21 protein-coding genes and 1 pseudogene are annotated in these 25,002 nt (G+C 73.3%); 15 read left to right on the plus strand and 7 right to left on the minus strand.

Translation table 11 applies throughout. From position 1 onward, the window contains the following. Positions 1–131 precede the first annotated feature (131 nt). Positions 132–683 carry a DUF1707 and FHA domain-containing protein gene (locus C1703_RS31240; RefSeq protein ID WP_114255967.1) on the plus strand — a complete coding sequence of 184 codons (552 nt, stop codon included), beginning with the start codon at positions 132–134 and terminating at the stop codon, positions 681–683. Positions 684–859: 176 nt separating this feature from the next. Further along, entirely contained in the window at positions 860–2,221 is a 1,362-nt protein-coding gene (locus C1703_RS31245; protein WP_198678469.1) for a M14 family zinc carboxypeptidase, read from the plus strand. 66 nt (positions 2,222–2,287) lie between these two features. On the opposite strand, the gene C1703_RS31250 is transcribed toward C1703_RS31245, so the two are convergent. After that, positions 2,288–3,538, minus strand: coding sequence for a M14 family zinc carboxypeptidase (locus C1703_RS31250; protein ID WP_114255968.1), 1,251 nt, complete (start codon positions 3,536–3,538; stop codon positions 2,288–2,290). A gap of 185 nt (positions 3,539–3,723) precedes the next feature. After that, a complete protein-coding gene (gene lpdA / locus C1703_RS31255; RefSeq protein ID WP_114255969.1) occupies positions 3,724–5,142 on the minus strand; it encodes a dihydrolipoyl dehydrogenase in 1,419 nt (472 codons plus the stop codon). Between the two features lie 112 nt (positions 5,143–5,254). Between lpdA and C1703_RS31260 the strand changes: the two genes are divergently transcribed. Then, a complete protein-coding gene (locus tag C1703_RS31260) occupies positions 5,255–6,193 on the plus strand; it encodes a LysR family transcriptional regulator (protein ID WP_114255970.1) in 939 nt (312 codons plus the stop codon). Between the two features lie 2 nt (positions 6,194–6,195). Here C1703_RS31260 and treY read toward each other — a convergent pair whose 3' ends face one another. Together treY and glgX are read right to left on the minus strand one after the other, a co-directional pair. After that, positions 6,196–8,565, minus strand: coding sequence for a malto-oligosyltrehalose synthase (treY, locus tag C1703_RS31265; protein WP_114255971.1), 2,370 nt, complete (start codon positions 8,563–8,565; stop codon positions 6,196–6,198). Between the two features lie 115 nt (positions 8,566–8,680). Then, positions 8,681–10,822 carry a glycogen debranching protein GlgX gene (gene glgX / locus C1703_RS31270; protein ID WP_114255972.1) on the minus strand — a complete coding sequence of 714 codons (2,142 nt, stop codon included), beginning with the start codon at positions 10,820–10,822 and terminating at the stop codon, positions 8,681–8,683. 181 nt (positions 10,823–11,003) lie between these two features. Here glgX and C1703_RS31275 point away from each other — a divergent pair, with 181 nt between their 5' ends. From C1703_RS31275 to C1703_RS31290, 4 genes are all read left to right on the plus strand, one after another. Further along, positions 11,004–11,804 (plus strand): Tat pathway signal sequence domain protein, encoded by an 801-nt coding sequence (locus tag C1703_RS31275; protein WP_114255973.1) that lies wholly within the window; start codon positions 11,004–11,006, stop codon positions 11,802–11,804. Between the two features lie 61 nt (positions 11,805–11,865). Beyond that, positions 11,866–13,200, plus strand: coding sequence for a copper amine oxidase (locus C1703_RS31280; protein WP_114255974.1), 1,335 nt, complete (start codon positions 11,866–11,868; stop codon positions 13,198–13,200). Positions 13,201–13,272: 72 nt separating this feature from the next. Beyond that, positions 13,273–14,544: an SAV2148 family HEPN domain-containing protein gene (locus C1703_RS31285; protein WP_198678470.1), complete on the plus strand. Its 1,272-nt coding sequence runs from the start codon at positions 13,273–13,275 to the stop codon at positions 14,542–14,544. A 131-nt stretch (positions 14,545–14,675) separates the two neighbouring features. Next, positions 14,676–15,401: a 3'-5' exonuclease gene (locus C1703_RS31290; protein ID WP_114255976.1), complete on the plus strand. Its 726-nt coding sequence runs from the start codon at positions 14,676–14,678 to the stop codon at positions 15,399–15,401. A gap of 18 nt (positions 15,402–15,419) precedes the next feature. Here the strand turns inward: C1703_RS31290 and C1703_RS31295 are convergent, their stop codons facing one another. Next, a complete protein-coding gene (locus C1703_RS31295) occupies positions 15,420–16,283 on the minus strand; it encodes an aminoglycoside phosphotransferase family protein (RefSeq protein WP_114255977.1) in 864 nt (287 codons plus the stop codon). A gap of 160 nt (positions 16,284–16,443) precedes the next feature. Here C1703_RS31295 and C1703_RS31300 point away from each other — a divergent pair, with 160 nt between their 5' ends. The 4 genes and pseudogenes from C1703_RS31300 to mgt all read left to right on the plus strand — a co-directional run bounded on the left by C1703_RS31300 (position 16,444) and on the right by mgt (position 20,779). Continuing rightward, complete coding sequence (locus C1703_RS31300; RefSeq protein WP_114255978.1) at positions 16,444–17,397, plus strand: sugar ABC transporter permease; 954 nt, start codon at positions 16,444–16,446, stop codon at positions 17,395–17,397. Further along, positions 17,394–18,227, plus strand: a complete 834-nt coding sequence (locus C1703_RS31305) for a carbohydrate ABC transporter permease (RefSeq protein ID WP_114255979.1) — start codon at positions 17,394–17,396, stop codon at positions 18,225–18,227. The genes C1703_RS31300 and C1703_RS31305 overlap by 4 nt, the downstream gene beginning before the upstream one ends. Further along, entirely contained in the window at positions 18,227–19,519 is a 1,293-nt protein-coding gene (locus tag C1703_RS31310; protein ID WP_114255980.1) for a sugar ABC transporter substrate-binding protein, read from the plus strand. The genes C1703_RS31305 and C1703_RS31310 overlap by 1 nt, the downstream gene beginning before the upstream one ends. Next, positions 19,516–20,779, plus strand: a pseudogene (gene mgt / locus C1703_RS31315) (macrolide-inactivating glycosyltransferase). Before C1703_RS31310 ends, mgt begins: the two are co-directional and overlap by 4 nt. A 15-nt stretch (positions 20,780–20,794) precedes the next feature. On the opposite strand, the gene C1703_RS31320 reads toward mgt, so the two are convergent. After that, a complete protein-coding gene (locus tag C1703_RS31320; RefSeq protein ID WP_114255982.1) occupies positions 20,795–21,745 on the minus strand; it encodes a zinc metalloprotease in 951 nt (316 codons plus the stop codon). A gap of 203 nt (positions 21,746–21,948) precedes the next feature. Between C1703_RS31320 and C1703_RS31325 the strand changes: the two genes are divergently transcribed. The 4 genes from C1703_RS31325 to C1703_RS31340 all read left to right on the plus strand — a co-directional run bounded on the left by C1703_RS31325 (position 21,949) and on the right by C1703_RS31340 (position 24,190). Further along, positions 21,949–22,269, plus strand: a complete 321-nt coding sequence (locus C1703_RS31325; protein WP_157993187.1) for a hypothetical protein — start codon at positions 21,949–21,951, stop codon at positions 22,267–22,269. A gap of 132 nt (positions 22,270–22,401) precedes the next feature. After that, a complete protein-coding gene (locus tag C1703_RS31330) occupies positions 22,402–22,950 on the plus strand; it encodes a DUF1697 domain-containing protein (RefSeq protein ID WP_114255984.1) in 549 nt (182 codons plus the stop codon). 138 nt (positions 22,951–23,088) lie between these two features. Then, positions 23,089–23,238 carry a hypothetical protein gene (locus C1703_RS40340; protein ID WP_343236412.1) on the plus strand — a complete coding sequence of 50 codons (150 nt, stop codon included), beginning with the start codon at positions 23,089–23,091 and terminating at the stop codon, positions 23,236–23,238. Between the two features lie 127 nt (positions 23,239–23,365). Next, positions 23,366–24,190 carry a GvpL/GvpF family gas vesicle protein gene (locus C1703_RS31340; RefSeq protein WP_114255985.1) on the plus strand — a complete coding sequence of 275 codons (825 nt, stop codon included), beginning with the start codon at positions 23,366–23,368 and terminating at the stop codon, positions 24,188–24,190. Between the two features lie 71 nt (positions 24,191–24,261). Here the strand turns inward: C1703_RS31340 and C1703_RS31345 are convergent, their stop codons facing one another. Continuing rightward, positions 24,262–25,002, minus strand: coding sequence for a sirohydrochlorin chelatase (locus C1703_RS31345; protein WP_114255986.1), 741 nt, complete (start codon positions 25,000–25,002; stop codon positions 24,262–24,264).

Raw genomic sequence — 25,002 nt, forward strand, 5'->3', positions numbered from 1 at the left:
ATGGTGCGTCAAACGCGATCAATCCGCTGGCGCATCCACCCATTTGCGGCGGGTCTCGCCGGGTACGCGCGCGTGGCGGGCGTTTTCCCGTTTCCTGGACAGCCCGGCCGCGCTGTCCGACAATCACGAGCGTGACGTCGTCCTTCGAGTTCAACACGTACCCCGCGCGGCTCTCCGACGCGGAGCGCGACAGGGCGCTGCAGGTGCTCCGCGACGGCGTCGCCCTGGGCCGCCTGTCCCACGACACGTTCATCCGCCGCATGGAACTGGCGCTCGCCGCCCGCCGCGCGGACGAGCTGGCGGTGCTCACCGCCGACCTGCCCACGGAGAGCCGGTTCTCCCGCGTGGTGTTCGGCACCGTCGAGGCGGTCTCCGGGTTCACCGTACGGCTGCGCAGGGCGTGGCAGGCCGAGAAGCTGCCCAAACTGCTGCTGCCCCACCCCGCCCACGGCCACCCGCTGCGCATAGGCCGCGACCCCGCCAGCGGACTGCGCCTCAACCACGAGACGGTCTCCCGCGTGCACGCCGAACTGCGCCACCAGGGCGGCATGTGGGTCCTGCGGGACCTCGGCTCCACCAACGGCACGACGGTCAACGGACGGCGGGTCGTCGGCGCCGCCGTCGTCCGCGAGGGCGACCAGGTGGGCTTCGGGCGGATGGTGTTCCGGCTGTCGGCCGACTGACCGGAAAGTGAACCCCACCTCAGCCCTGGCCTGGGGATTACCAGGTGTCGATGCCCGGGGCGTGGCTCAAATGCCTTTGCCCTCCATGGTGTTGACGTACCCCTGAAGTCGTGACTGACTGTGCGTACGCCAGCTACACCTGGTGAACCGACGGCATCGCATGGGGGAGGTGTGCCCTGCCGCCCCTCCCGCGCTACCCGACCGTCGACGAACTGGGCGCCCGGGCCGCCGCCCTCGTCGCCCGCCGTCCCCGTGACGCCCGGCTGCGCCGGGTCGGCACCTCCCGCGCGGGCACACCGCTGTGGCTGCTCTCCGTCGGCCACGGCAGCCGCCAGGCCCTCGTCGTCGCGGGCCCCCACGCCAACGAACCCGTGGGCGGTGCCACCGTGCTGCGCCTGGCCGAGCGGGCCCTGGCCGACCCGCGGCTCACCGAGGCCGCCGACGCCACCTGGAACCTGCTGCTGTGCCTCGACCCGGACGGCTCGCGCCGCAACGAGGGCTGGCTGAGCGGCCCCTACACGCTCGGCCGGTACTTCCGGAACTTCTTCCGGCCCGGCTTCCTGGAACAGCCCGAGTGGCTGCCCGACGGCGCGGCCGGCGCCGCCCTGCCGGAGACCCGTGCCCTCCTCGACGTCCAGGACGAACTGCGGCCGTTCCTCCAGTGCTCCCTGCACGGCGTCGACGTCGGCGGCGGCTTCGTCGAGCTCACCCACGACCTGCCCGGCCTCGACCGGCGCCTGGCCCGCATCGCCGCCCGGCTCGGCATCCCCCGCGAACTCGGCGCCTACGACGCCCTGTACTGGCCCGGCCTCGGACCCGCCGTCTACCTGATCCCGCCGCCGCGCCGGGCCGGCCTGGCCGCGGCCATCACGGAGGCCGCCGTGGAGTCGACGTGGTTCCACCCGCACCGGCACGGCACCGTCACCGCGGTCGTCGAGGCGCCCATGTGGGGCGTGGCGGCCGTCTCGGACGGCTCCCCGCCCGCGGACCGGGACGCGGTGCTGCGGTCCGTCAGCCGCGCCCTGCGCCGCGACACGGCCCTCCTGCGACAGGTGCTGACCAGGATCCGGCCGCACCTCGCCGGCGTCCCCGACGCGGCGCGCCTGCTCGCCCCGGTCGACGACTATTTACTGGTCTGCCCCGGCCTCGCCGACGCCTGGGACCCGGACACCGGCGACGGCGCGGCCCACCCCCTGCCGCTCCTGAGCAGCGCCCACCTGGCCGCCCTGCGCATCTCCGGGCGACGGCTGGCGCTGCGCACCGCGGGACTGCTGCACCAACTCGTGCGGGCCGCCGGGCGCGACCCGGCCGGGGCCCTGCCGGAGCTGGACCTGCTGATCGACGAGTGGTGCGCCGACTACCGCGACGGCTGCGGGGCGCGCTGGATCCCGGTGGCCCGCCAGGCGGAGTACCAGGCGCGCGTGGTGCTCTCCGCGTTCGAGCTGGCCGGACGGCACCCGCGCGCGGGCTCCGGTCCGGCGGAGCCCGGGGTGGGGGTGCGGGGCGGCGGCGCCGACGCGGCGGGGATGACGCCCTGACGGGGCCCGTCTACTCGGCTTCCTACGGCAGGCCCTCGCTACTCGGCTTCCTCCGGCCGGCTCTCCCTACTCGGCCTCCTCGCGCGCGTGCAGCGCCGCCGCGACCACCGTGCGGGACTGGTGCTCGACCTGGTGCTGCAAGGGCACCCAGCGGGCGCGGAAACGTTCCGCGAAAGCATCGCTCCACATCGCGACGAGTTCCTCGAGCTGTTCCGCCGCCCGGTCGTCGGTCCCGCGCAGCGCCCGCCGCAGCATGGCCGCCGCCCGCAGCGGCACCCGCCGCGCGAACGCGTCCACGCTGCCCACGTACGCCCGGGTGCGGTCGGCGGGCGGGGTGTGGACCAGGTCGGCGGCCAGCCCCGGCACCAGCTCCAGCCCCCACCGGGCGGCCCGCAGCAACGGCCCGTCCAGGTCCGCCAGCCGGGGCAGCGCGCCGTCGAGCACGCGCGTCACCTCCAGCGCGTCGCGCTGCAGCCGGCGCGCGAGCCGGCCGATCGCCGCCGCCGGAGCCGGATGCGGGGCCGGATCGTCCACCAGGTCGCTCGCCCACATCGGCACCTCGACCACGGCGGTCAGCCCGCCGTACCGGTGGGCGTGGTACCAGGTGCTGTGCCGCGCGTCGTCGGGCAGGCTCGGGTACGCCGGCCCGGCGTCCGGCGCGGGCATCACGTGCACGCCCGGCCCGGACGCGGGCCAGCCCGCGGCGTCCGACGCGCCGGTCTCCACCGGGATGTGCAGCTCGGCTGCGGACTTGGCGAACGGCTCGGCGAGCCCGGGCACGTCCTTCGTCAGCTGCACCCAGCTGCCGCCCAGGTCCGTGCCGTGCAGGGTCACCTGGAGGTAGGGGCGCAGCTCGTCGATGACGCCGGTCAGGGCCCGGGTCTCGGGCGGCAGCCGGTCCGGCGGCAGCACGGAGGGGGCCCACTCCGGCTGCTCGGGGCCTGCGGGGCGGAAGAAGCCGAGGTGGTAGTCGAACAGGCTGCGCGGCGCCGGCGTCACATGCAGGCTCGCCCCGTCCGGGTCCGCGCACAGCAGGAAGTGCCAGGAGATGCCGTCGCGCAGCTCCCGCTGCTCCAGCACCCGCCGGGCGACCGCGAGCAGGGTGCAGGATCCGGTCGGCTCGTTGGCGTGGGCGCCGGCGACCACCAGCACCGCGCGGCGGGCCCGGCCCACGGACAGCAGGTGCAGAGGTCTGCCCGCCCGCGAGGAACCCACCTGCCGCAGGGTGCACACACCGGGGCGGTGGGCGGTCAACGCCCGGGCAGCAGAGACCAGTTCGGTCACCGTCGGGTAGCGCAGCTCCGGCAGGACACTCACCCCCGTCACATCCGCCCGAGTTCGCAATCGCAGTACCCCACGGCCATGGGGCGGTGTCAAGGGCGCGACGGGGGAGGCTCCAGGGGGCGCCCGGAAGCACTGGCCCGGGCGGCGCGACCGGCGTGACCGGCCCGGGCGGCGCGGGACGTGCCACCGGCACCGGACGCGCCACCGGCACGGGACGACTACCGCTGGTGCAGCCCCCGTCCCGCCAGGGTCAGGAACGCCTCGCCGACCGCCTCGGACAGGGTGGGGTGCGGGTGGACGTGCCGGGCCACGTCGGACGGCTCCGCGTCCCAGCCGACGACCAGCTGGCTCTCGGCGATCATCTCCGACACGTGCGGGCCCACCAGGTGTACGCCCAGCACGCGTCCGCCGGCCTCGGCGACGACCTTCACCAGGCCGCCCCGCCCGTGCACCATGCCCTTCGCCACGGCGGTCAGCGGCATGCTGTTGGTCACCACCTCGTGCCCACGCGCGCGTGCCTCGGCCTCGGTCAGCCCCACGGCCGCGGTCTGCGGCGACGAGTACGTGACGCGGGGCACCGCCGCGTAGTCCACCGGAGCGGACGGCACACCGGCCAGCGTCTCGGCCACCAGCAGCCCCTCCGCGAACGAGGCGTGGGCCAGTCCGGGCGACGGCGGCGGCAGCAGGTCGCCCACGACGTGGACGCCGGGCACGGCCGTCTCCAGCCGGTCCCAGTCGGCCGGCACGACGAAACCGCGCCCGTCCGTGGCGAGGCCCGCGGCGGCCACGTCCAGGCCGTCGGTGACCGGGGCCCGGCCGACCGCCACCAGCAGCCGCTCGGCCGCGACCGTGAGCGTCTCGCCCCGGTCCGTGCGCACCCGCGCGCGCACCCCGTCGTCGAGGACCTCGGCGTCCAGCAGCCGCGCACCGGCCCGGACGTCGATGCCGCGCTTCTTCAGACCCCGGGTGAGATGACGGCTCACCTCGGCGTCCTCCAGCGGCACGATCCGCTCCGCGGCCTCCACGAGGGTGACCTCGGCGCCCAGGGAGCGGTGGAAGGAGGCGTACTCCACGCCGATCGCGCCCCCGCCGAGCACCAGCACGGACGCCGGGAGCCCGGGCGCGAAGAGGGCGTCGTCGCTTGTCACCACGCGCCGGCCGTCCGGTTCGAGCCCCGGGAGCGTGCGCGGTCGTGAGCCGGTCGCGAGCACCAGCCCGCGGCGCGCGGAGAGGTCCTGCACGCCGGGTTCGCCGCGCGCGCCCGCCACGCGCACGGACCGCGGCCCCGTCAGCCGGGCGCTCCCCGCGATCACCCGCACGCCCGCGTGCCCGAGATGCGCCTCCACCCCCCGGTGGTTGCGGGCCACGATGTCGTCCCGGGTGGCCACCACCGCCGGCCAGTCCACGGCCTCCAGCGTCGCCTTCACGCCCCAGCGTTCGCGCGCCTCGGCGATGCCGTCGACGAGTTCGGCCGCGTGCAGCATCGCCTTGCTCGGGATGCAGCCGCGGTGCAGACAGGTCCCGCCGACCTTGTCCCGCTCGACGAGCACGACCTGCAGACCGAGGGCCGCGGCGCGCAGGGCGGTGCTGTAACCGCCGGTGCCGCCGCCGATGACGATGACGTCGGGTGAGTCCATGCCCACAGCCTCCGCCCGGCCCTTGCCATGAGTCCAAGGCAATGTTCTTGTGGAACCGATGCAGGACGTTTATGGGGGGAGGGGCCTTGAGGGCGCTTTCGGGGGAGGGACCTTGAGCCTGCGGCAGATGGAGTACTTCCTGACGGTCCTTCAGGAGGAGTCCTTCACCCGCGCGGCGGAGGTCCTGCACGTCTCGCAGCCCGCGCTGTCCCACCAGATCAAGGCCCTGGAGCGGTCGGTCGGCGGCGCGCTCCTGGAGCGCATGCCGCGCGGCGTGCGCCTGACCCCGATGGGACGCGCCTTCCGGCCGCACGCCGAGCTGGCCGTGCGCAGCGCCGTCCAGGCCCGCCGCGCGGCCCGGGCCGCCGCCGGCGCGGAGGGCGGCGAACTCCATGTCGCCGCCGTGCACTCCGTGGCCGTCGGCGTCCTCCCGGATGTCTTCGCGCGCTGGCGCGCCGCCCACCCGCGCGTGCTGCTGCACCTCCACGAGTACGCCACCTCGCAGGCGCTGGAGGAGCAGGTCGAGCGCGGCACCGCCGACCTCGCCGTCGGCCCGGCGCCCGCGGACTGGCCGGGCACCGTCGTACCGGTCGGCGAGGAGGACATCGTCCTCGTGGTGCCCTTCGACGACCGCTTCGCGGGCCGTACGACGGTGACGCTGCCGGAGCTGGCCGACCGTCCCTGGGTGCGCTGCGCCATGGAACCGGTCGTCCACGGCGAGCGCTTCCTCGACTGGGCGTGCGGCCGCGCCGGTTTCACCCCGCGCACCACCGTGTTCACCGAGCACACCTCGACGGCGGTACGGATGGCCGCGGCGGGCGTCGGCGTCTGTGCCGCGCCCGCGCCCCTCGTCCGGGACGCGGTCGGCGAGGGCGGTGTCGTCCTCACCCCCGACCCGGCGTGGCGGCGCACGCTCACGGTCTTCTCGCGCGTCCCCCCGACGGGCGCGGCGGAGGCGTTCGTGGACCTGCTGCGCTCGGCGTGGCCGCGCCTTCCCGTCCCCCTGAGGGAGTACGAGGACTGCCCCCAGGACGGCCCGGCGGTCGCCTGAGCTCAGTCCCCCGCCCTCTCCAGCAGCGCCACGGGGAGACCCGCGAACAGCTCCGCCACGCGCGCGTGCCCCGTGAACTCCCGCCCCGGCTCCAGCACGTCCGCCCAGCGCCCCGGCGGCAGCGGCAGCACGGTGTCCCGCCAGCCGCCCGCCTCGGCGAGCCGCAGCGACAGGCGGGTCACGGCCGTCACCACCTCCCCGGACCGGGCGAACGCCAGGCAGTGCCGAGCCGCCGCGCCCTCCGCCGGCAGCGCCATGTAGGTCGCCGTGTCGCCGAACGCGTCCGGCCGCCGGGCCCGCAGCCCGAGCGCCGCCCGCGTCACCGCCGCCTTCTCCGCGGAGCCGCCCCCGGACTCCTCGGGCGGGAAGTCCACCGCCCGCCGGTTGTCCGGGTCGACCAGCGCCCGGTACTCGGCCTCCGTCCCCTGGTAGACGTCCGGCACCCCCGGCATCGTCAGCTGCACCAGGGCCGTGCCCAGCACGTTGGCCCGGACGTGCGGCTCCAGGGAGTCCCGGAACGCGGCGATCCGCTCACCCGGCGCCCCGCACGGACCGGCCGCCACGAACCGCGCCACCGCCTCCTCGTACGACGGCTCCTGCTCGGTCCAGCTCGTGTACAGGCCCGCCTCGCGCACGTGCTTCAGCAGCGCGCCCTGTACCCGCTCGGCGGACCCGGACGCCGGGCCGAGCCCGAACACCGTCTGCCAGGCCGCCCACGCCAGTTGCGCGTCCGGCACGCCCTCGCCGGTGCGCGTCACCTCGGCGAGCACGTCCGCCCAGCGGTCCGGGCACTCGGTGAGCACGTGCAGCGCCGCCCGGACGTCCGCGCTGCGCTTGGTGTCGTGCGTCGAGGCCACCGTCCCGGTCACCGGCCAGTCCCGCTGCACGCGCGCGCAGTACGCGTGGAACTCCTCCGGCGACAGGGCGGGGCTCCCCGGGTTGCCGCCCACCTCGGTGGCCGACAGCAGCGGCACATAGCGGTAGAACGCCGTGTCCTCCACGGACTTCGCCCGCAGCGCCGACGACGTCTGCGCGAACCGCGTCCGGAACTCCACCCGCGCGGGCCCGTCGCCGTACCGCCCCAGCACCAGGTCCCGTACGACGTCCACCGCGCCGGCCTCCTCGGGCACGGCGAAGGCGAGCCGGGCCTCGGCAGCGGCCTCCTCGGTGACCACGGCCGCCGCGTCGACGGACTCGTAGGGCCGGTAGACCTCCATGCGCACCAGCAGCTCCTGGAGCGCGGTGCGCAGCGCCCAGGGCGCGCGGTCGCGCAGCGCCGGTTCCGGCGAGGTCGCGCACAGCCGGGCCGCCACCCGCACCAGCCGGTCGGTCTCGGTCGCCAGCTCGTGCGTGAGGACCTTGTACGCCGCCCGCCGCACCGTCGCCTCCCACTGCCCGCCCCGGTCCGTCTGGGGGGCCGCGAAGCGCCGGTACTGGCCCAGCAGCTCCCCGAACCCGGCCGGGTCGGTGAAGACCCCGTCCACGTGCCGCAGGGCGTCGTAGCCGGTGGTGCCCGCGACGGGCCAGGAGGCCGGCAGATGCTCGCCGTCGGCCAGGATCTTCTCCACGACCGTCCAGCGGCCCCCCGTCGCCTCGTGCAGCCGCGTGAGGTAGCCGTCGGGGTCGGCCAGTCCGTCGGGGTGGTCGATGCGCAGCCCGTCGATCACGCCCTCGTGCAGCAGCTGGAGGATCTTGTCGTGGGTGGCCTCGAACACCTCGGGGTCCTCCACCCGCACCCCGATGAGCTCCGAGATGCTGAAGAACCGCCGGTAGTTCAGCTCGGTCCGGGCCAGCCGCCACCACACGGGCCGGTACCACTGCGCGTCCAGCAGATGCGGCAGCGGCAGGTCCTCGGTGCCCTCGCGCAGCGGGAACACGTGGTCGTGGTAGCGCAGGACGTCACCGTCGACGCGCAGGTCGCCGAGCACCTCGCCCAGCGGCCCGCCGAGGACCGGCACCAGCACCTGGCCGTCCTGGGCCTCCCAGTCGATGTCGAACCAGCGCGCGTACGGCGACTTCGGGCCCTCGCGCAGCACCTCCCACAGGGCCCGGTTGTGGCGCGGGGACATGGCCATGTGGTTCGGGACGATGTCCACCACCAGCCCGAGTCCGTGCCCGCGCGCGGCGCGCGCCAGCGCCCGCAGCCCCTCCTCGCCGCCCAGCTCCTCGCGCACGCGCGCGTGGTCGACGACGTCGTAGCCGTGCGTCGAGCCCGGCACCGCCTCCAGGACGGGGGACAGGTGCAGGTGCGAGACGCCGAGCGAGGCCAGGTACGGCACGACGGCCGCGGCTGCTCCGAACGGGAACTCGGGCTGCAGCTGCAGCCGGTACGTGGCCGTGGGCACCACCGGGTCAGGTCGCTCAGGTGTCATGGAAACGTACGTACCCGCCCCGCCGCCGTTCGTGTCATCCCCCGTGCCAGGTGCGCCGCGCGTCGCCCGGACGAGTGGCTCTTTCCGGACGACGCGGCGGCTCACGAGGAGGTGGTCACACGGGCCGCTGGAGCACCGTCAGGCTCCGGTCCGCCAGGGTCAGCCGGTCCCCGGCCTGCACCTTCGGGCCGGTGTCCGCCGGCACGCCCTCCGGGAGCGCCGTGTCGACCACGACCTCCCACTGCCGCCCGTGGTCGACCGGCACCACGAACTCCAGCGGCTTGGGCGAGGCGTTGAACATCAGCAGGAACGAGTCGTCGGTGATGCGCTCCCCGCGCGCGTCCGGCTCGGAGATCGCGTTGCCGTTGAGGAACACCGTCAGCGCCGAGGCCTGCGCCGAGTCCCAGTCCCGCTGGGTCATCTCCCGGCCCTCCGGGGTGAACCAGGCGATGTCGGACAGGTCGTCGTGGGTGCCCTCCACGGGCCGCCCGTGGAAGAAGCGCCGCCTGCGGAAGACCGGGTGGTCCCTGCGCAGCCACACCATCGCGCGCGTGAAGGCCAGCAGCTCCCGGCTCAGAGCCCCCCGGGCGTCCTCGCCGTCCTCGCCGTCCTCCGGCCACTCCACCCAGGCCAGCTCGTTGTCCTGGCAGTAGGCGTTGTTGTTGCCGCGCTGGGTGCGGGCGAACTCGTCGCCGTGGCTGATCATGGGCACGCCCTGGGACAGCATCAGCGTCGCGATGAAGTTCCGCATCTGCCGGGCCCGCAGCCGCAGCACGTCCGGGTCGTCGGTCTCGCCCTCGACCCCGCAGTTCCAGGACCGGTTGTGGCTCTCGCCGTCCCGGTTGTCCTCGCCGTTGGCCTCGTTGTGCTTGTCGTTGTACGAGACCAGGTCGTGCAGAGTGAAGCCGTCGTGGCAGGTCACGAAGTTGATGGAGGCCAGCGGGCGGCGCCCGTCGTCCTGGTACAGGTCGGAGGAGCCGGTCAGCCGCGAGGCGAACTCCGCGAGGGTGCGCTGCTCGCCCCGCCACAGGTCCCGCACGGTGTCCCGGTACTTGCCGTTCCACTCGGTCCACAACGGCGGGAAGTTGCCCACCTGGTAGCCGCCCTCGCCCACGTCCCACGGCTCGGCGATCAGCTTCACCTGGGAGACCACCGGGTCCTGCTGCACCAGGTCGAAGAACGACGACAGCCGGTCCACCTCGTGGAACTGCCGGGCCAGCGTCGCCGCCAGGTCGAAGCGGAACCCGTCCACGTGCATGTCCGTGACCCAGTACCGCAGCGAGTCCATGATCAGCTGGAGCACGTGCGGGGAGCGCATGAGCAGGGAGTTCCCGGTCCCTGTCGTGTCCATGTAGTAGCGGGGGTCGTCGGTCAGCCGGTAGTAGCGCGGGTTGTCCAGGCCCTTGAAGGACAGCGTCGGGCCCAGGTGGTTGCCCTCGGCCGTGTGGTTGTAGACCACGTCGAGGATCACCTCGATCCCGGCCTCGTGCAGCGCCTTCACCGCCGACTTGAACTCCAGCACCTGCTGGCCCCGGTCGCCCCAGGAGGCGTAGGCGTTGTGCGGGGCGAAGAAGCCGATGGTGTTGTAGCCCCAGTAGTTGTTCAGGCCCATGTCGACCAGGCGGTGGTCGTTCACGAACTGGTGTACGGGCATCAGCTCCAGGGCGGTGACCCCGAGCTCGGTGAGGTGCTCGATGATCGCCGGGTGCGCGAGGGCCGCGTAGGTGCCCCGCAGCTCCTCCGGGAGCCCCGGGTGGCGCATGGTGAGGCCCTTGACGTGGGCCTCGTAGATCACCGTGTGGTGGTACTCGGTGCGCGGGCGCCGGTCGTCGCCCCAGTCGAAGTAGGGGTTGACCACGACCGAGGTCATGGTGTGCGGCGCCGAGTCGAGATCGTTGCGCCGGCCGGGATCGTCGAAGTGGTAGCCGTAGACCTCCTCGCCCCAGTGGATCGAGCCGCTGATCGCACGCGCGTACGGGTCGAGCAGCAGCTTCGCGGAGTTGCACCGCAGCCCGTGCTCCGGTGCGTACGGGCCGTGCACCCGGAACCCGTACCGCTGCCCGGGCATGATGCCCGGCACGTACGCGTGCCGGACGAACGCGTCGCTCTCGCGGAGCTCGATCGCCGTCTCCGAGCCGTCGTCGTGCAGCAGACACAGCTCTACTCGGTCCGCGGCCTCCGTGAAGACCGCGAAGTTGGTACCGGCGCCGTCGTACGTGGCACCGAGTGGATACGCCTCGCCAGGCCAGACCTGCATGGATACGACTCTTTCAGGTGTGCGGCGCCGGTGGGGACGCCTGGGCCCCGAGTCTCCCCGAAAGTGAGGGAACCTCCTATGACTTATCTCCCTCTTACCGAGTGACCAGTGCATACGCGGTATGCCGAACCAGTGGGGCAAACACGTACTCCCGGGGCTGTTGGGGGAGCAGGGGGAATTTGTGCGCAACATAGTGCACCGCCACCTGGGCAAGGTGGTGGCCGGTACGGCCATCGCGGTGGCCGGGACCGCCGTGATGGTCGGGATCACCCTGCCGGGCACGGCGGGGGCGGACGACACGGGGACCGGGGCGGCGCGGTCCGTCCGGCAGCAGGACGCGCCTGGCCGGGCCGTGGCCCCGGGGGTCGTCGAGCGGGCTCCGGCCGAATCGGAGAAGGGCGAGGGCCGTGATCCGCTCACCGACGACGAGCTGGAGCGGGCCGCGAAGATCGCCCTCAGCCGGCAGCTCTTCCAGGCCGGCGAGAGCGTCGACGGGGACCGCGGCCCGCAGCGCCTCGGCGTCGACCTCGCCGAACCGGAGGCCGACGAGGTCGGCGACCCGGACGCGCCCCGGCGCGCCGATGTGACGTTCTACGACTACCGGGACGACACCCTCGTCACCCGGACCGTCGACCTCGGCACCGGCAAGGTGGTGCGGACCGGCACCCAGCGCGGTGTCCAGCCGCCCCTCAGCCGTGCCGAGAAGGCCGAGGCGGCCGCCCTGCTGATCGCCGACCCGCTGGGCACGGATCTGAAGGCCGACTACCGGGACGCCACCGGCGAGGAGCTCACCTCCCCGGACCAGTTGCGGCTCAGCGGCGCCGTCTACCGGGCCGCGCCGGGCGCCCAGCCCGCCGTGCTCGACCGCTGCGGCGAGCACCGCTGCGTGCGGCTGTTCCCGAAGATCAAGAACGGGCCGTGGGTCGACGCCAGGTCGCTGGTGATCGACCTGAGCGCCCGCACGGTCGCCCGCCTCGGCTGACCGGCCCCCTGCGCTCACCCGTCCACCTCGCTCGCTCCTCCTGTCAGGGAGTCACCTCGCCATGCGCGTGAACAGCACCAGCAAGACCCGCACCCGGGCGGCCGTGGCCCTGACCGTGGCCGCGCTCGCCGCCGGCGCCACGGCCGGCGCCGGACCGGCCACCGCCGGACCGGCCACCGCCCGGCCGCAGGCCGCCCCCGCGGCGGCCGCGGCCTACTGCGGGGCCGCCCACCGCATCGAACAGAAGCTCTCCACCGGCACCACCTGGCGGATGTGCTGGCGCTACGACAGCAAGGCCGGCCTCGTCCTGGAGGACATCTCCTACCAGCCCAAGGGCGAACCCAGGCCGATCAAGATCCTCAACAGCGCCCGGCTCGGCCAGATCCACGTCCCCTACGACGACGGCACCATCGAGTACGACGACCTCACCGGCTTCGACTTCGCCCAGGGCCTGATGAACCTGGCCCCCGGCGAGTGCCCCGGCGGCACCATCAAGACGGTCAAGGTCCCCGACTCCGTCAACGGGACCCCGACGATCAAGGGCCTGTGCACCACCACCCGCTCCCGCGGCCACGCCTACCGCATGCAGGGCGACACCGCGAACCAGGTCTACCAGGCCGCGGGCAAGGACCTCCTCGTCTACACCGTGAACCAGGTCGGCTGGTACGAGTACATGACCGAGTGGCGCTTCCAGGACGACGGCGCGATCACCATGAACGTCGGCGCCACCGGCAGCCTGTCCTGGGACGACTACGACGCCGGCGACGGCCGCGGCTGGCCGATCGGCAAGGGCGCGACGGCCAAGGCCACCAGCCACAGCCACAACGCCTTCTGGCGGCTGGACTTCGCACTGGACGGCTCCACGAAGAACACCGTCGAGCAGTACGACTCCACCGTCACCGCGCCCACCCGGGGGCAGCGGGCCCCCACCACGAAGACCACCCGCACCAGGATCACCAGGGAACTCGCCGGGGACAGCAGGAACTACCGCTGGTGGCGCGTGGTCAGCGCGGCCGGCAAGAACAAGGACGGGCACGCCCGCTCCTACGAGATCGTCCCCGGACCGACCACCAAGTACCCGGGCCGCGGCTACACCAAGCACGACCTGTACGTCACGCAGTACGACAAGTGCGAGCTGTTCGCCAGCCACAACCCCGGCGACTGCGGGCGCGGAGCCGGCACCTCCGTCGACAAGTGGGTGAACGGACAGGCCCTCAAGCACCCCGTGGTCTGGATGAACATCGGCTTCCACCACATAGCCAGGGACGAGGACCAGCAGCCCATGCCCGTGCACTGGCAGGGATTCTCCATCGCCCCGCGCGACGTCACCGCTATGAATCCGCTCACTCCGGCCGAGCTCGGCTGGCAGAACGGCCACTGGGAGCCGCGCCGTTGAGATCGACCCTGCCCATCCGGCTGCACCGCCGACCGCTCCCGGAGTACCCTTCCTTGATCGTTGACAAGGGGAGTGCTCAGGGGAGCGGAAGGCGGTGCGCGGGTGGGCTCGGGAGGGCTGGAGCTGCCCCCTGGTGACGAGGGTCACGAGGGGAACTCCACAGACGTCCCGACCGGTGCCGTGTCCCTGGCACGGCCGATGGACGCGTCGGGCTCGATCGGTCCGGAACTGGACTGGGGCGCCGACGCCTGGCGCGAGGTGCGCACCCGCGCGCAGCGGGCCGGCCGGGCCTACATCTGGCTGAACCTCGTCGAGCAGCGGCTGCGCGCGGTCGTGGCGGCCGTACTGCGCCCCGTCTACGAACCCGTCCACGGCGACGACTGGGTGGTGGCCGCCGCCGGACCCGCCGGGCAGGAGTGGGTGCAGCGCGCGGTCGCGGTGCGCGAGGTCAGCCGCCGCAAGGGCTATCTGCTCGACCCGGCCGACGACAACGTCCTGTCGTTCCTCACGCTGCCGCAGCTGCGCGAGCTGATGGTGCAGCACTGGCCCTGCTTCGAGCCCTACTTCGACGACCGCCGAGACGTCGAACTCGCCCTGGACGAGCTGGAGGTCACCCGGAACGTGGTCTCCCGCAACCGGGCCCTGTCCGAGGCCGTGCTGAATCAGGCCGAGCGGGCCTCCGCCCGGCTGCTGGAGATGCTCGGCGCGGGCGGTGACGTGCCGTCCGCGCGGCGGCTGCCGGTCGACGCGGTCGAGGACCTGGTGGGCGACCGGTACGCCGACGTGGTCGCCGTCCACCCGGACCGGGTGCGGCTGATGCGGCAGTTCCCGGCCGAGGACATCTTCGGCGGCGCGCGCCGCCTCGACGCCATCGGCATCGGCCTCAACCTGCTCGTGCAGAACTTCTCCGGCCGCCGCCTGGTGCGGCTGGCCGAGTCGGGCTGCCGGGTGCGGCTGCTGTTCCTCAACCCGGCCTCCAGCGCGGTCAAGCGGCGCGAGCGCGAACTCGGCATCAAACGCGGCGAGCTGAGCCGTGCCGTCGAGATGAACATCCTGCACATGCGCCGGGTGCGGGCCCGGCTGCGCGACCCGGGCGCCTTCGAGATCCAGGTCTTCGACGAGACCCCCCGCTTCACGGCCTACCTGGTCGACGGCGACGGGGCGGACGGCATCGCGGTCGTGCAGAACTACCTGCGCCGGACGCGCGGGATGGAGGCGCCGGTGTTCGTCCTGCGCAACGGCGGCAAGGTGGTCAAGTCGGGCGAGGTGGACGAAAGTGGACTCTTTCCCACCTATCGCGAGGAGTTCGAGGTGATGTGGGCGGATTCGCGGCCGGTGTCGTGAACTGTGCCCGGACAGGCGGTGCTTCCAGGGCCGTCGTCGCGGTCAAGCGGAACGCGATCCTCTGATTGTCAGTGGTGCGTGGGAGGGTGGAGACCACTGGGGGAACGCACCACAAGAAGGGGGGCCCGCCCATGGGCTGGCACCGGGAGCTGCTGATCGGCTTCGACCTGGAGACGACGGGCACCGATCCGCGCGAGGCGCGCATCGTCACGGGCGCCGTGATCGAGGTCAGGGACGGAAAGCCGATAGGGCGCCGGGAGTGGCTGGCCGACCCGGGGGTGCCGATCCCCGAGGACGCGGTGGCGGTGCACGGCATCAGCAACGAGCGGGCGGCGGCCGAGGGCAGGCCCGCCGACCAGGTGGCGGACGCCCTCGCCGACGTCCTCACCTCCTACTGGAAGACGGGCGTACCGGTCGTCGCCTACAACGCGGCCTTCGACCTGACCCTCCTCTCCGCCGAGCTGCGCAGGTACGACCTGCTGTCCCTGCGCGACCGCCTGGGCGGCATGGACCCCGCCCCGGTCATCGACCCGTACACGATCGACCGCTGGGTCGACCGCTACCGGCGCGGCAAACGCAACCTCGAAGCGGTCTGCGCCGAGTACGGCGTGGTCCTCGAAACCGCCCACGACGCCATGGCCGACGCCCTCGCGGCGGCCCGGCTGGCCTCCGCGATAGCCGACCGCCACCCCAAGATCGCCTCCCTCGGCCCGGCGGCCCTGCATCGCCGCCAGATCGAGTGGTACGCGCAGTGGGCGGCGGACTTCCAGAGCTTCCTGCGCGGCAAGGGCGACGCGACGGCCCTGGTCGACGGAGCCTGGCCGCTGCGGGAGTGGGCGGACGAGCCGGTCCGCTAGGGGCGGGCTTCCCGGCCCTCAGAACGGATACCAGCGCACCGACTCGTCCCCGTCCCGCAAGGACTTCACCCGCCGCTCGAACTCGGCCAGCGCCTTCGGGTTCCCCGGCGCGTGCTGGGCCACCCACGCGCAACTGGCCGTCTCCCGCGCCCCGCGCAGCACCGAGCACCCCTCCCACACCCGTACGTCCCACCCGTAGGCCTCGGTGAAGGACGCGTACGCCTCGTCCGGCAGCCCGTACCGGTCGTGGGAGAGGGCCATCACCACCAGATCGTGCTCACGCAGGTCCGAGGAGACGGTCTCCAGGTCGACCAGCACCGGTCCGTCCGGCCCGACGTGCACATTGCGCGGCAGCGCGTCGCCGTGGATCGGCCCCGGCGGCAGGTGCGGCGTCAGCGCGGCGGCCTGCGCGGCGAACCCGTCCCGCCGCGCGCGCAGATACGCCGCGTCCGCGGGGTCGATCGCGTCGCCCGCGAGCCGCAGCCAGCGCTCCACACCGCCCAGCAGATCGCGGGGCGGCAGTGCGAAAGGGGGAAGAGGAGTGGCGTGCACAACCCGTAGCAGTTCGGCCACATCCCGCGGCTCCGCGGGCCGTACGGCCTCCGGCAGCCGGTGCCAGACCGTCACCGGGTGCCCGTCCACCAGCAGCGCCTTCGGCTCGGCCGCCCGCACCGCCGGCACCCCGGCCTCGGCGAGCCACTCCGCGATGTCCAGCTCGCGGCGCGCCCGGTCGAGGAGTTCGGCATCACGGCCCACCTTCACGACCAGGTCACCGGCGGCGAACACCGCGTTCTCGCCCAGGGCGAGCAGCCGCGCCTCCCGGGCGGCGCCGGGCAGCACCCCCGCCGCCGCCAGTACGTCCCTCGCCCGTGCCTCGTCCATCGTCCGCCTCCGTCCTCCGCGCCGGTGCCGTCGCGTTCCGGCCATCCGCCGGTCAGTGTCGCATCGGCACAGGTCGCGGTGCGTGCGCGGTCCCTTGACGAGGCACACGGCCTTCACGAACATGACGTGGCCACCCGAGCCGTGCAAAGGGGCTGATTCCGTGACATTGGTGACCGAGGCCTCGCCACCTTCGCCACCGAGGAGACCGGCCGGCCGGAAGCCCGGCGGGGACCGGCCGCGGCGGGCCGTCGACCACGGCGCCTGGTTCCTGGTGCTGCCCGCCCTGATCCCCATCCTCGTCCTCAGCGTCGGCCCGCTGCTCTACGGCATCCTGCTGGCCTTCACAGACGCCCAGTCGGGCCGCACCGAGCCCACCCAGTGGATCGGCGGCCTCAACTTCCGGGACCTGCTGCACGACACGCTGTTCTGGGAGTCGTTCCGGATCGGCCTGGTCTGGGCGGTCGGCGTGACCGTGCCGCAGTTCCTGCTCGCCCTCGGCCTCGCCCTGCTGCTCAACCAGGACCTGCGGCTGCGCTGGCTGGCCCGGGCGCTGGCGATCATCCCGTGGGCCATGCCCGAGGTCGTCGTCGGCATCATGTGGCGGCTCGTCTACAACCCGGACGCGGGCATCCTCAACGAGACCCTGCGCGACCTGGGCCTGGGCAGCGGCCGGGACTGGCTCAGCGGACTGGCCACCGCGCTGCCCGCCGTGATCCTCGTCGGCGTCTGGGCGGGCATGCCCCAGACGACGGTCGCGCTGCTCGCCGGGCTGCAGAACACCCCGCGCGAACTCCACGAGGCCGCGGCGGTCGACGGCGCGGGCGCCTGGCGCCGCTTCCGCACGGTCACCTGGCCCGCCCTGCGGCCCATCGCCCTCGCCATCACGGCGCTCAACCTCATCTGGAACTTCAACTCCTTCGCCCTGGTCTACGTGCTCACCAACGGCGGCCCCGGCGGCCGGACCCGCCTGCCCATGCTCTTCGCCTACGAAGAGGCCTTCCGCTACGGGCAGTTCGGCTACGCGGCGGCGATGGGCTGCGTCATGGTCGCCGTGATCTCGATCGCCCTGACCGTGTTCCTCGCCGGCCGCCTGAAGGGAGGTGACGACGCGTGAGGACAAGCACCCCGGCCCGCGTCGGCCAGTACACCGCGCTGCTCGCCTACCTCGTCTTCCTCGCCTTCCCGTTCCTCTGGCTGCTCTCCACCGCGTTCAAGCCGCCGCGCGAGCTGGGCAGCCCGCATCCGACGTGGATCCCCGAGAATCCCACCCTCGCCAACTTCCGGCAGGCCTTCGACGAACAGCCGCTGCTGCACGCGGCCCTCAACTCCCTGCTGGCCGCGCTCGCAGCGGCCGTCATCGCCGTGCTCATCGCGACGCCGACGGCCTACGTCGTCGCCCGCCGCCGCACCCGGCTCGCCAAGGCGGTGACGGGCTGGGTGGTGGTCAGCCAGGCGTTCCCGTTCGTGCTGCTGATCATCCCGCTGTTCCTGGTGCTGAAGAACCTCCGGCTGATCAACTCCGTGCCCGGGCTGGTGCTGGTGTACGTGGTGTGGGCGCTGCCCTTCGCGCTGTGGATGCTCGCCGGATACGTGCGGGGCGTGCCGCGCGAGCTGGAGGAGGCCGCCGCGGTCGACGGGGCGGGCCGGGTGCGGACGCTGGTGTCGGTGACCGCGCCGCTGCTCGCGCCGGGCATCCTGGCGACCGGGCTGTTCGCCTTCATCACCGCGTGGAACGAGTTCTTCTTCGCGCTCGTGCTGCTCAAGACCCCGGAGAAACAGACCCTTCCCGTGGTGCTCACCCACTTCATCGGCGCCGAGGGCGTCGCCGACCTCGGCCCGCTCGCGGCGGCCGCGTTCCTCGCCACCCTGCCGTCGCTGGTCGTCTTCGCGCTCATCCAGCGGCGCATCACGGGCGGCATGCTCACCGGGGCGGTGAAGAGCTGATGCGCCGTGAAAAGCTGACGCGGGCCCGACCGCTCGCCCTGGTCCTCCTCCTGCTGCTCGCCGGCTGCTCCTCCGGCGGCACCCGCGACGACGGCCGCGTCACCCTGCGCTTCCAGTCCCTGGCCTGGCAGGAGGAGTCCGTCGAGGCCAACAAGGAACTGGTGGCGGAGTGGAACGCCACCCACCCGGACGTCCGGGTCGAGTACGTCCAGGGCAGCTGGGACAGCGTCCACGACCAGCTCCTCACCGCCTTCGAGGGCGGCGAGGCACCCGACATCATCCACGACGCCTCCGACGACCTCGCGGACTTCGCCTACGGCGGCTACCTCGCCGATCTCACCGACCTGCTGCCCGCGCGCCTCAAGGCGGACATCCCGCCGCGCAGTTGGGAGACCACCACCTTCGGCGACGGTGTCTACGGCGTGCCGTTCCTCCAGGAGCCGCGCGTGCTGATCGCCAACGCGACCTGGCTGGAGCGGTCCGGCGTGCGGATCCCGACACCGGAGCGGCCCTGGAGCTGGAGCGAGTTCCGCCGGATCACCGAACGCCTCAGCGGCCGGGGGAAGTACGGCGTCGCCTGGCCCCTGAAGGAACCGGTCTCCGCCACCCTCAACCTCTCCCTGTCGGCGGGCGGGCAGCTCTTCCACCGCGGGGCGGACGGCAAGGTGACGGTCCGGTTCGAAGCGGCCGACCAGGTGGTGCCGCGCACCATCCACGACCAGGTGGGCACCGACCGCAGCGCCTCGCCCACCACCCTGGGCAGCGGCGGCTCCGACACCCTGCCCGGGTTCTTCGGCGGCAGATACGCGATGGTCCCGCTCGGCTTCTCCTACCGCCAGCAGATCGTGCAGCAGGCCCCGGAGGGGTTCGACTGGCAGGTGCTGCCCGCCCCGGCGGGCACCGGCGGCCTGTCCCAGGGCGTCAGCCCGCAGACGCTCTCCGTCGCCGAGGACAGCCCGCACAAGAAGGAGGCCGCGGCCTTCATCGACTTCCTCCTCAGACCGAAGAACATGGTCCGACTCGCCCTCGGCGACTGGATGCTCCCCACCGGCCGTCAGGCGCTGAAGGACCCCGCCCTGCACACCGCGCGCCACGGCTGGGCGACCGGCACCGCCCTCGCACAGCACCTGCGCCCGGCACCGGCGCAGACGGTGCGGGGCTACCCCGAGTGGAAGGACAAGGTGGCGACGCCGGCCCTCCAGGAGTACTACAGCGGCGCCATCGGCCTCAAGGACCTGCGGGAACGGCTGGAGGAGGACGGCAACCTGGTGCTGGCCCGCTACCAGCGCTGACCTCGCAGCAACCGAACAAATTGCACGAGACGTCTCGTCTCGCGTAGGGTCGGTGGCATGACCAGTCGCGCGCACATCGCCATGTTCTCCATCGCCGCCCACGGCCATGTGAACCCGAGTCTCGAGGTGATCCGCGAGCTCGTCGCGCGCGGCCACCGGGTGACCTACGCGATCCCGCCGGTCTTCGCCGACAAGGTGGCGGAGACCGGGGCGGAGGTGAAGCCCTGGACCTCGACGCTGCCCTCGCCCGACGACGACCCGGAGGCGTGGGGGAGCACGCTGCTGGACAACGTGGAGCCGTTCCTCGACGACGCGATCCAGGCCCTCCCGCAGCTGATCGAGGCGTACGAGGGCGACGAGCCGGACCTCGTGCTGCACGACATCGCCTCCTACCCGGGCCGGGTCCTCGCCCACCGCTGGGGCGTGCCCGCGATCTCCCTCTCACCGGCCATGGTCGCCTGGGAGGGGTTCGAGGAGGAGGTCGCCCGGCCCCTGTGGGAGGAGCCGAAGAAGACCGAGCGCGGCCGCGCCTACTACGCCCGCTTCCACGCCTGGCTGGAGGAGAACGGCATCACCCTGCACCCCGACGCGTTCGGGGGCAGGCCCGACCGCTCGATCGTCCTGATCCCCAGGGCGCTCCAGCCGAACGCGGACCGGGTCGACGAGAGCGTGTACTCCTTCGTCGGCACCTGCCAGGGCGACCGCGCCGCCGAGGGCGACTGGCGGCGGCCGGCCGGTGCCGAGAAGGTCGCGCTGGTCTCGCTCGGGTCCGCCTTCACCAAGCAGCCCGGCTTCTACCGGGAGTGCGTGCGGGCCTTCGGCGACCTGCCCGGCTGGCACCTGGTGCTCTCGGTCGGCAAGCACGTCGACCCGGCCGAACTCGGGGACGTCCCGGCCAACGTCGAGGTGCGCTCCTGGGTGCCGCAGCAGGCCGTCCTGAGGCAGGCCGACCTGTTCGTCACGCACGCCGGCGCGGGCGGCAGCCAGGAGGGCCTGGCCACGGCCACGCCGATGATCGCCGTACCGCAGGCCGCCGACCAGTTCGGCAACGCGGACACGCTCCAGGGCCTCGGTGTCGCCCGGCTGCTGCCCACGGAGGAGGCGACCGCCGGAGCCCTGCGCGAGGCGGCTCTCGCCCTCGTCGCCGACCCCGAGGTGGCGCGCCGCCTGAAGGAGATCCAGGCGGGGATGGCCCAGGAGGGCGGCACCCGGCGCGCCGCCGACCTCATCGAGGCCGAACTGCCCGCCCGTCGGGGCTAGTTCGCCGAGTCGTCGTCACACCGCGACGGCCTGGCGGGTCAGGGTCAGCCGGGCGTTGTCGAGCGTGGCGTCCATGCGCGCCGACTGGCCCTTGGTGAACATGAACATCGCGGCGTCGTCGGTGTAGTCCATGTAGTTCATGAACATGTCGCCGTTCGGTCCGTTGCCGCACGTCACATGGGGGAAGTCGGGTGAACCGAGGTTCGCCCCGGCCTGGTTGGGGGTGTCCGCCACGAAGTCGCTGCCGCTGCACCCCTCCTGGTCGTCGCCCCAGATGTGCCGCAGGTTCAGCCAGTGCCCGATCTCGTGCACGGTCGTGCGGCCGCCGTCGAACGGCGCGGTGGCGGTTCCGGTGGTGCCGAAGGCGGTGGGGGTGATGACCACCCCGTCCGTGGAGGCGGCGCCGCCCGGGAACTGGGCGTAGCCCAGCAGCCCCCGGCGCAGCCGGCAGACCCAGATGTTCAGGTACGTGTCGGCGGGCCAGGCGTCCTGGCCGCCGCTCAGGGTGAACTTGACCAGGTCGTCCGTGTCCCACTCGGCGACCGAGGTCTCGGTGCGCGTGATGCCGTCCGTGGGGCGCCCCAGCGGGTCGGTGCGGGCGAGGTGGAACTGCAGGCGTGCGTCGGCCACCAGGTCCTGCCAGACCGCGGGCACCTTGTTGACGTCCGGGTTGCTCGCCCGGAAGTCCTGGTTCAGCACGTCGATCTGACTGTGGATCTGCGCCTCGCTCACGTTCTGCTCGGGGGTGTTGTGCACGACGTGCACGACGACGGGGATGTCGACGAGACTCTGCCGGCCGGTGACGTGCTCCAGCTGCTCGTAGGTGAAGGCGGTGTTCTCGATCTGGGCCCGGTTCTCGGCGTACTCGGGGTTCAGGGTGAGGAGTCTGCGGTCGACCTCCATGGCACCGCACCAGCGGCTGTAGTCGGCGGAGGTGGCACGGAGATAGGACTGCGCATCGGACATGACGGCCCCTCGGGGGAGCTGGGGGAGTGCCGCGCGACACGGCGGCGGAACTGCGCGCTCTGGGACGCGCCGCGAGGGCCGGGCGGCACCGGGCGGATCGGCCGGTTGCCCGTTCCCTCCGAACCCATACACTGATAATCATAGTCATGCTGGTACAAGACCGGCAATTTGGATGGCGCTGGGGGAGCGAGGTGGCCGGGTCGATGCGAGAGCCCCCGTCGGAGCTGTTCCGCGCATGGGTCCACTCCCACGAGGAGGACCACGAGGACGTACGGGTGTACCGGCCGGACGACTTCCCCTTCCCGCCGGCGCGCGGACGCCGCGGCATGGAGTTCCGGCCCGACGGCACCTTCGTCGACCAGCCCATCGGACGCGGTGACGCCCCGGACTCCGTGCCCGGCCGCTGGCGGTTCGTGCCGGACCGTCACGTGGTGCTCACCTTCGAAGGCGCCCGCCCGGACCGGGAGCTGGAGATCCTGCGCTGCGACGAGGACGTGCTGCACGTGCGCTCGCCCCACGCCTGAAGCCGGTGTGTGGATCCTGAGCAGACGCTTGTGCCCCGCGATGACCGATGAGTAATTTACGGGGCCGGGCAGCCGCCCACCGGCCGTCGTGCCCACCCCCACGGGGCACGACGGCCGCCTTAGGGTGAGCGGATGACGACCACATACGCGGCCCTGCTGCGCGGGATCAACGTGGGCGGCAGCAGAAAGGTCCCCATGGCCGACCTGCGCACGCTCCTGACGGACCTCCGCTACGGCGAGGTGCGCACCTACCTCCAGAGCGGCCAGGCCGTCTTCTCCTCGGACCACGGCGACGAGGAGTCCCTGGCCGCCGAGATCGCGCACGCCGTCGAGCAGCACTTCGGCTTCGGCGTCGACGTGATCGTGCGCGACCACGCCTACCTGGAGTCGATCGTCGACGCGTGCCCGTTCCCGGCCGCCGACCTGGAGCCCAAGCAGCTGCACGTCACCTACTTCTCCGCGCCCGTCACCCCCGACCGCTTCGCGGCCATCGACCAGGCGGCCTTCCTCCCCGAGGAGTTCCGCCTCGGCGACCGCGCCCTGTACCTCTACGCCCCCGACGGCCTCGGCCGCTCCAAGCTGGCCGAGCAGCTGTCGAAGCCGCGCGTCACCAAGGGCGTGATCGCCACCACCCGCAACTGGAACACCGTGGTCAAGCTGAAGGAGATGACCGGTGCCTGAGCCGGGCCGAGACGCCGAGTCCGCCGTCGACGGCGAACTGGCCCCGCCGGACCCGGAGATCCGCCGCTCGCCCGAACAGGTCGCGCCAGGGCCACCGACCCGGAGGGGACGCCCGCCGGGGCCTCCGGGACGCGCGGCGTGCAGCTCGCACCCGACCTGATCCACCTCACCCACGAAACGGAGCGCGACGGCGGCCGCGCCCACCGCAGTTCACTGTGGCGGCGGACGCACGGCGCCCGGCTGCTCCACTTCCACCGGGCGACGCCGTTCACCGAACCGGCAACGTGACCCGGCGGTCGCCCAGGAAGGGCGAGTACGAGGTGATCAGCAGGGCCGACCCCTCGCTGAACGTTCCCGCCGCCGCGCCCGTACCTACCGGAGGCACGAGAACGCAGTCTCGCGAGAGGAACGCACCGTGACGGTCGACCTCGTCTACGCCTACGCGGTCCTGCGCCGCACCCCCGAGGCCGGCGCGGCGGTGGGGCCCCTGCGCGGGGTCGCCGGCGAACCCGTCCACCTGGTGGGACCGGCGAACGCACCCTCGCACCTCGCCTTCGCCGTCGGCCGCGTCCCGGCCGCCGACTACGACGAGGCGCCCCTCGAGGCCCACCTCGCCGACCTGGACTGGCTGGAGGCCACGGTCCGCTCCCACCACGCCGTGGTGGCCGCCCTGGTCGCCTCCGGCGCCGCCGTCCTGCCCCTGCGCCTCGCCACCGTCTACCCCGACGAGGACAGCGCCCGCCGGGCCCTCGACACCCGCCGCGGGTACTTCCTCTCCCTGCTGGACCGCCTCACCGGCCACGTGGAACTCGGCGTCAAGATCTACGCCACCCCGGACATCATCCCGCCCGAACCCGGCACACAGACCGCACCGGACCCGGCCACCGGCCTCGGTGCGGGCCGCGCCTACCTGTCGATCCGCCGCCGCAGACAACGCAGGAACGAGGAAGCCTGGCGTACGGTCGCCCAGGCCGCCGTCCGCGTCACCGAGACCGCCGGCGCCCTCTCCGTCGACCGTGTCGCCCACACCCCCGAACGCGGCAGCCTGGCCGGTTCGGCCCCCGGCACCAACGTGGGCAACGACGCGTACCTCGTCCGCGCCGACCGCGTCGACGCCTTCCGCACGGGCCTGCTCGCGGCAGCCCAGGGCGTCCCCGGCCTCCGCGTGGAGGTCACCGGCCCCTGGGCCCCGTACTCCTTCGCCCTCCAACCACAACCGCACGAGGAGCCCGCCGCCTGACCGTCGCCGCGTCCCGGTGCCCTCCGCGTGACCGTCACCGCGTCCCCAAGCCCGCCGCGACGGCCGTGCGTTCAGGCGCTCACGGCCGCCAACGCCCGCGCCCCCGCCGCCTCGTACCGCTCCAGCACCACCCGCGCCACCTCCGGGGCCGCCCCCAGCACATCCGCCAGGACGTCCGCCTCCGCCGCGCCCCGGGCGATGCGGTCGGGCAGGAAGCCGGGGGCGAGGACGTAGGGGGCGACGGCGACGCGGGAGCAGCCGAGGGCGCGGAGTTCGCGGACGGCGTCCTCCGTGCGGGGAAGGGATGCGGAGGCGAACGCAGGTCGCACGGCGCACCAACCGGTGTGCCGCCACTCCCGCGCGATTTCTGCGATCACTGCGATCGCCTCCGGGTCGGTGGACCCCGCCGAGGCCAGGACGACCCCGGTCGAGGACTTGTCGGCGGGCGTCAGACCCGCCTCGTACAGGCGCCGTTCCAGGGCCGCCAGCAGCAGGGGGGACGGTCCGAGGACCTCCGCCTGGCGGATGCGCAGCTGCGGGGGCGCGTCCGCGAGGACCGCCGGGATGTCCGCCTTCGCGTGGAACGCCCTGGTGAGGAGGAGGGGCAGGGCGACGACGTCGCGGACGCCCTGCACCGCCAGGGACTCCAGCACGCCGTGCACGGACGGCACGTTGAAGTCCAGGAAGCCCGTCTCCACCCGGACGTCGGGGCGCAGTGAGCGCACCCGGCGCACCAGGGCGTGCACCGTCGCGGCGTGCCGCGGGTCACGGCTGCCGTGGGCGATGACGAGGAGAACGGGCTTATGGATCAT

It is taken from the genome of Streptomyces sp. Go-475, from assembly GCF_003330845.1.
Classification (GTDB): Bacteria; Actinomycetota; Actinomycetes; order Streptomycetales; family Streptomycetaceae; genus Streptomyces.

Excerpts from the sequence above, each read along its gene's own strand:
- C1703_RS31345 (WP_114255986.1), bottom strand. The coding sequence starts at position 25,002 with ATGATCCATAAGCCCGTTCTCCTCGTCATCGCCCACGGCAGCCGTGAC.
- C1703_RS31290 (WP_114255976.1), top strand. The coding sequence starts at position 14,676 with ATGGGCTGGCACCGGGAGCTGCTGATCGGCTTCGACCTGGAGACGACG.
- treY (WP_114255971.1), bottom strand. The coding sequence starts at position 8,565 with ATGACACCTGAGCGACCTGACCCGGTGGTGCCCACGGCCACGTACCGG.
- glgX (WP_114255972.1), bottom strand. The coding sequence starts at position 10,822 with ATGCAGGTCTGGCCTGGCGAGGCGTATCCACTCGGTGCCACGTACGAC.
- C1703_RS31295 (WP_114255977.1), bottom strand. The coding sequence starts at position 16,283 with ATGGACGAGGCACGGGCGAGGGACGTACTGGCGGCGGCGGGGGTGCTG.
- C1703_RS31320 (WP_114255982.1), bottom strand. The coding sequence starts at position 21,745 with ATGTCCGATGCGCAGTCCTATCTCCGTGCCACCTCCGCCGACTACAGC.
- C1703_RS31325 (WP_157993187.1), top strand. The coding sequence starts at position 21,949 with ATGCGAGAGCCCCCGTCGGAGCTGTTCCGCGCATGGGTCCACTCCCAC.
- lpdA (WP_114255969.1), bottom strand. The coding sequence starts at position 5,142 with ATGGACTCACCCGACGTCATCGTCATCGGCGGCGGCACCGGCGGTTAC.
- C1703_RS31310 (WP_114255980.1), top strand. The coding sequence starts at position 18,227 with ATGCGCCGTGAAAAGCTGACGCGGGCCCGACCGCTCGCCCTGGTCCTC.
- C1703_RS31280 (WP_114255974.1), top strand. The coding sequence starts at position 11,866 with ATGCGCGTGAACAGCACCAGCAAGACCCGCACCCGGGCGGCCGTGGCC.
- C1703_RS31330 (WP_114255984.1), top strand. The coding sequence starts at position 22,402 with ATGACGACCACATACGCGGCCCTGCTGCGCGGGATCAACGTGGGCGGC.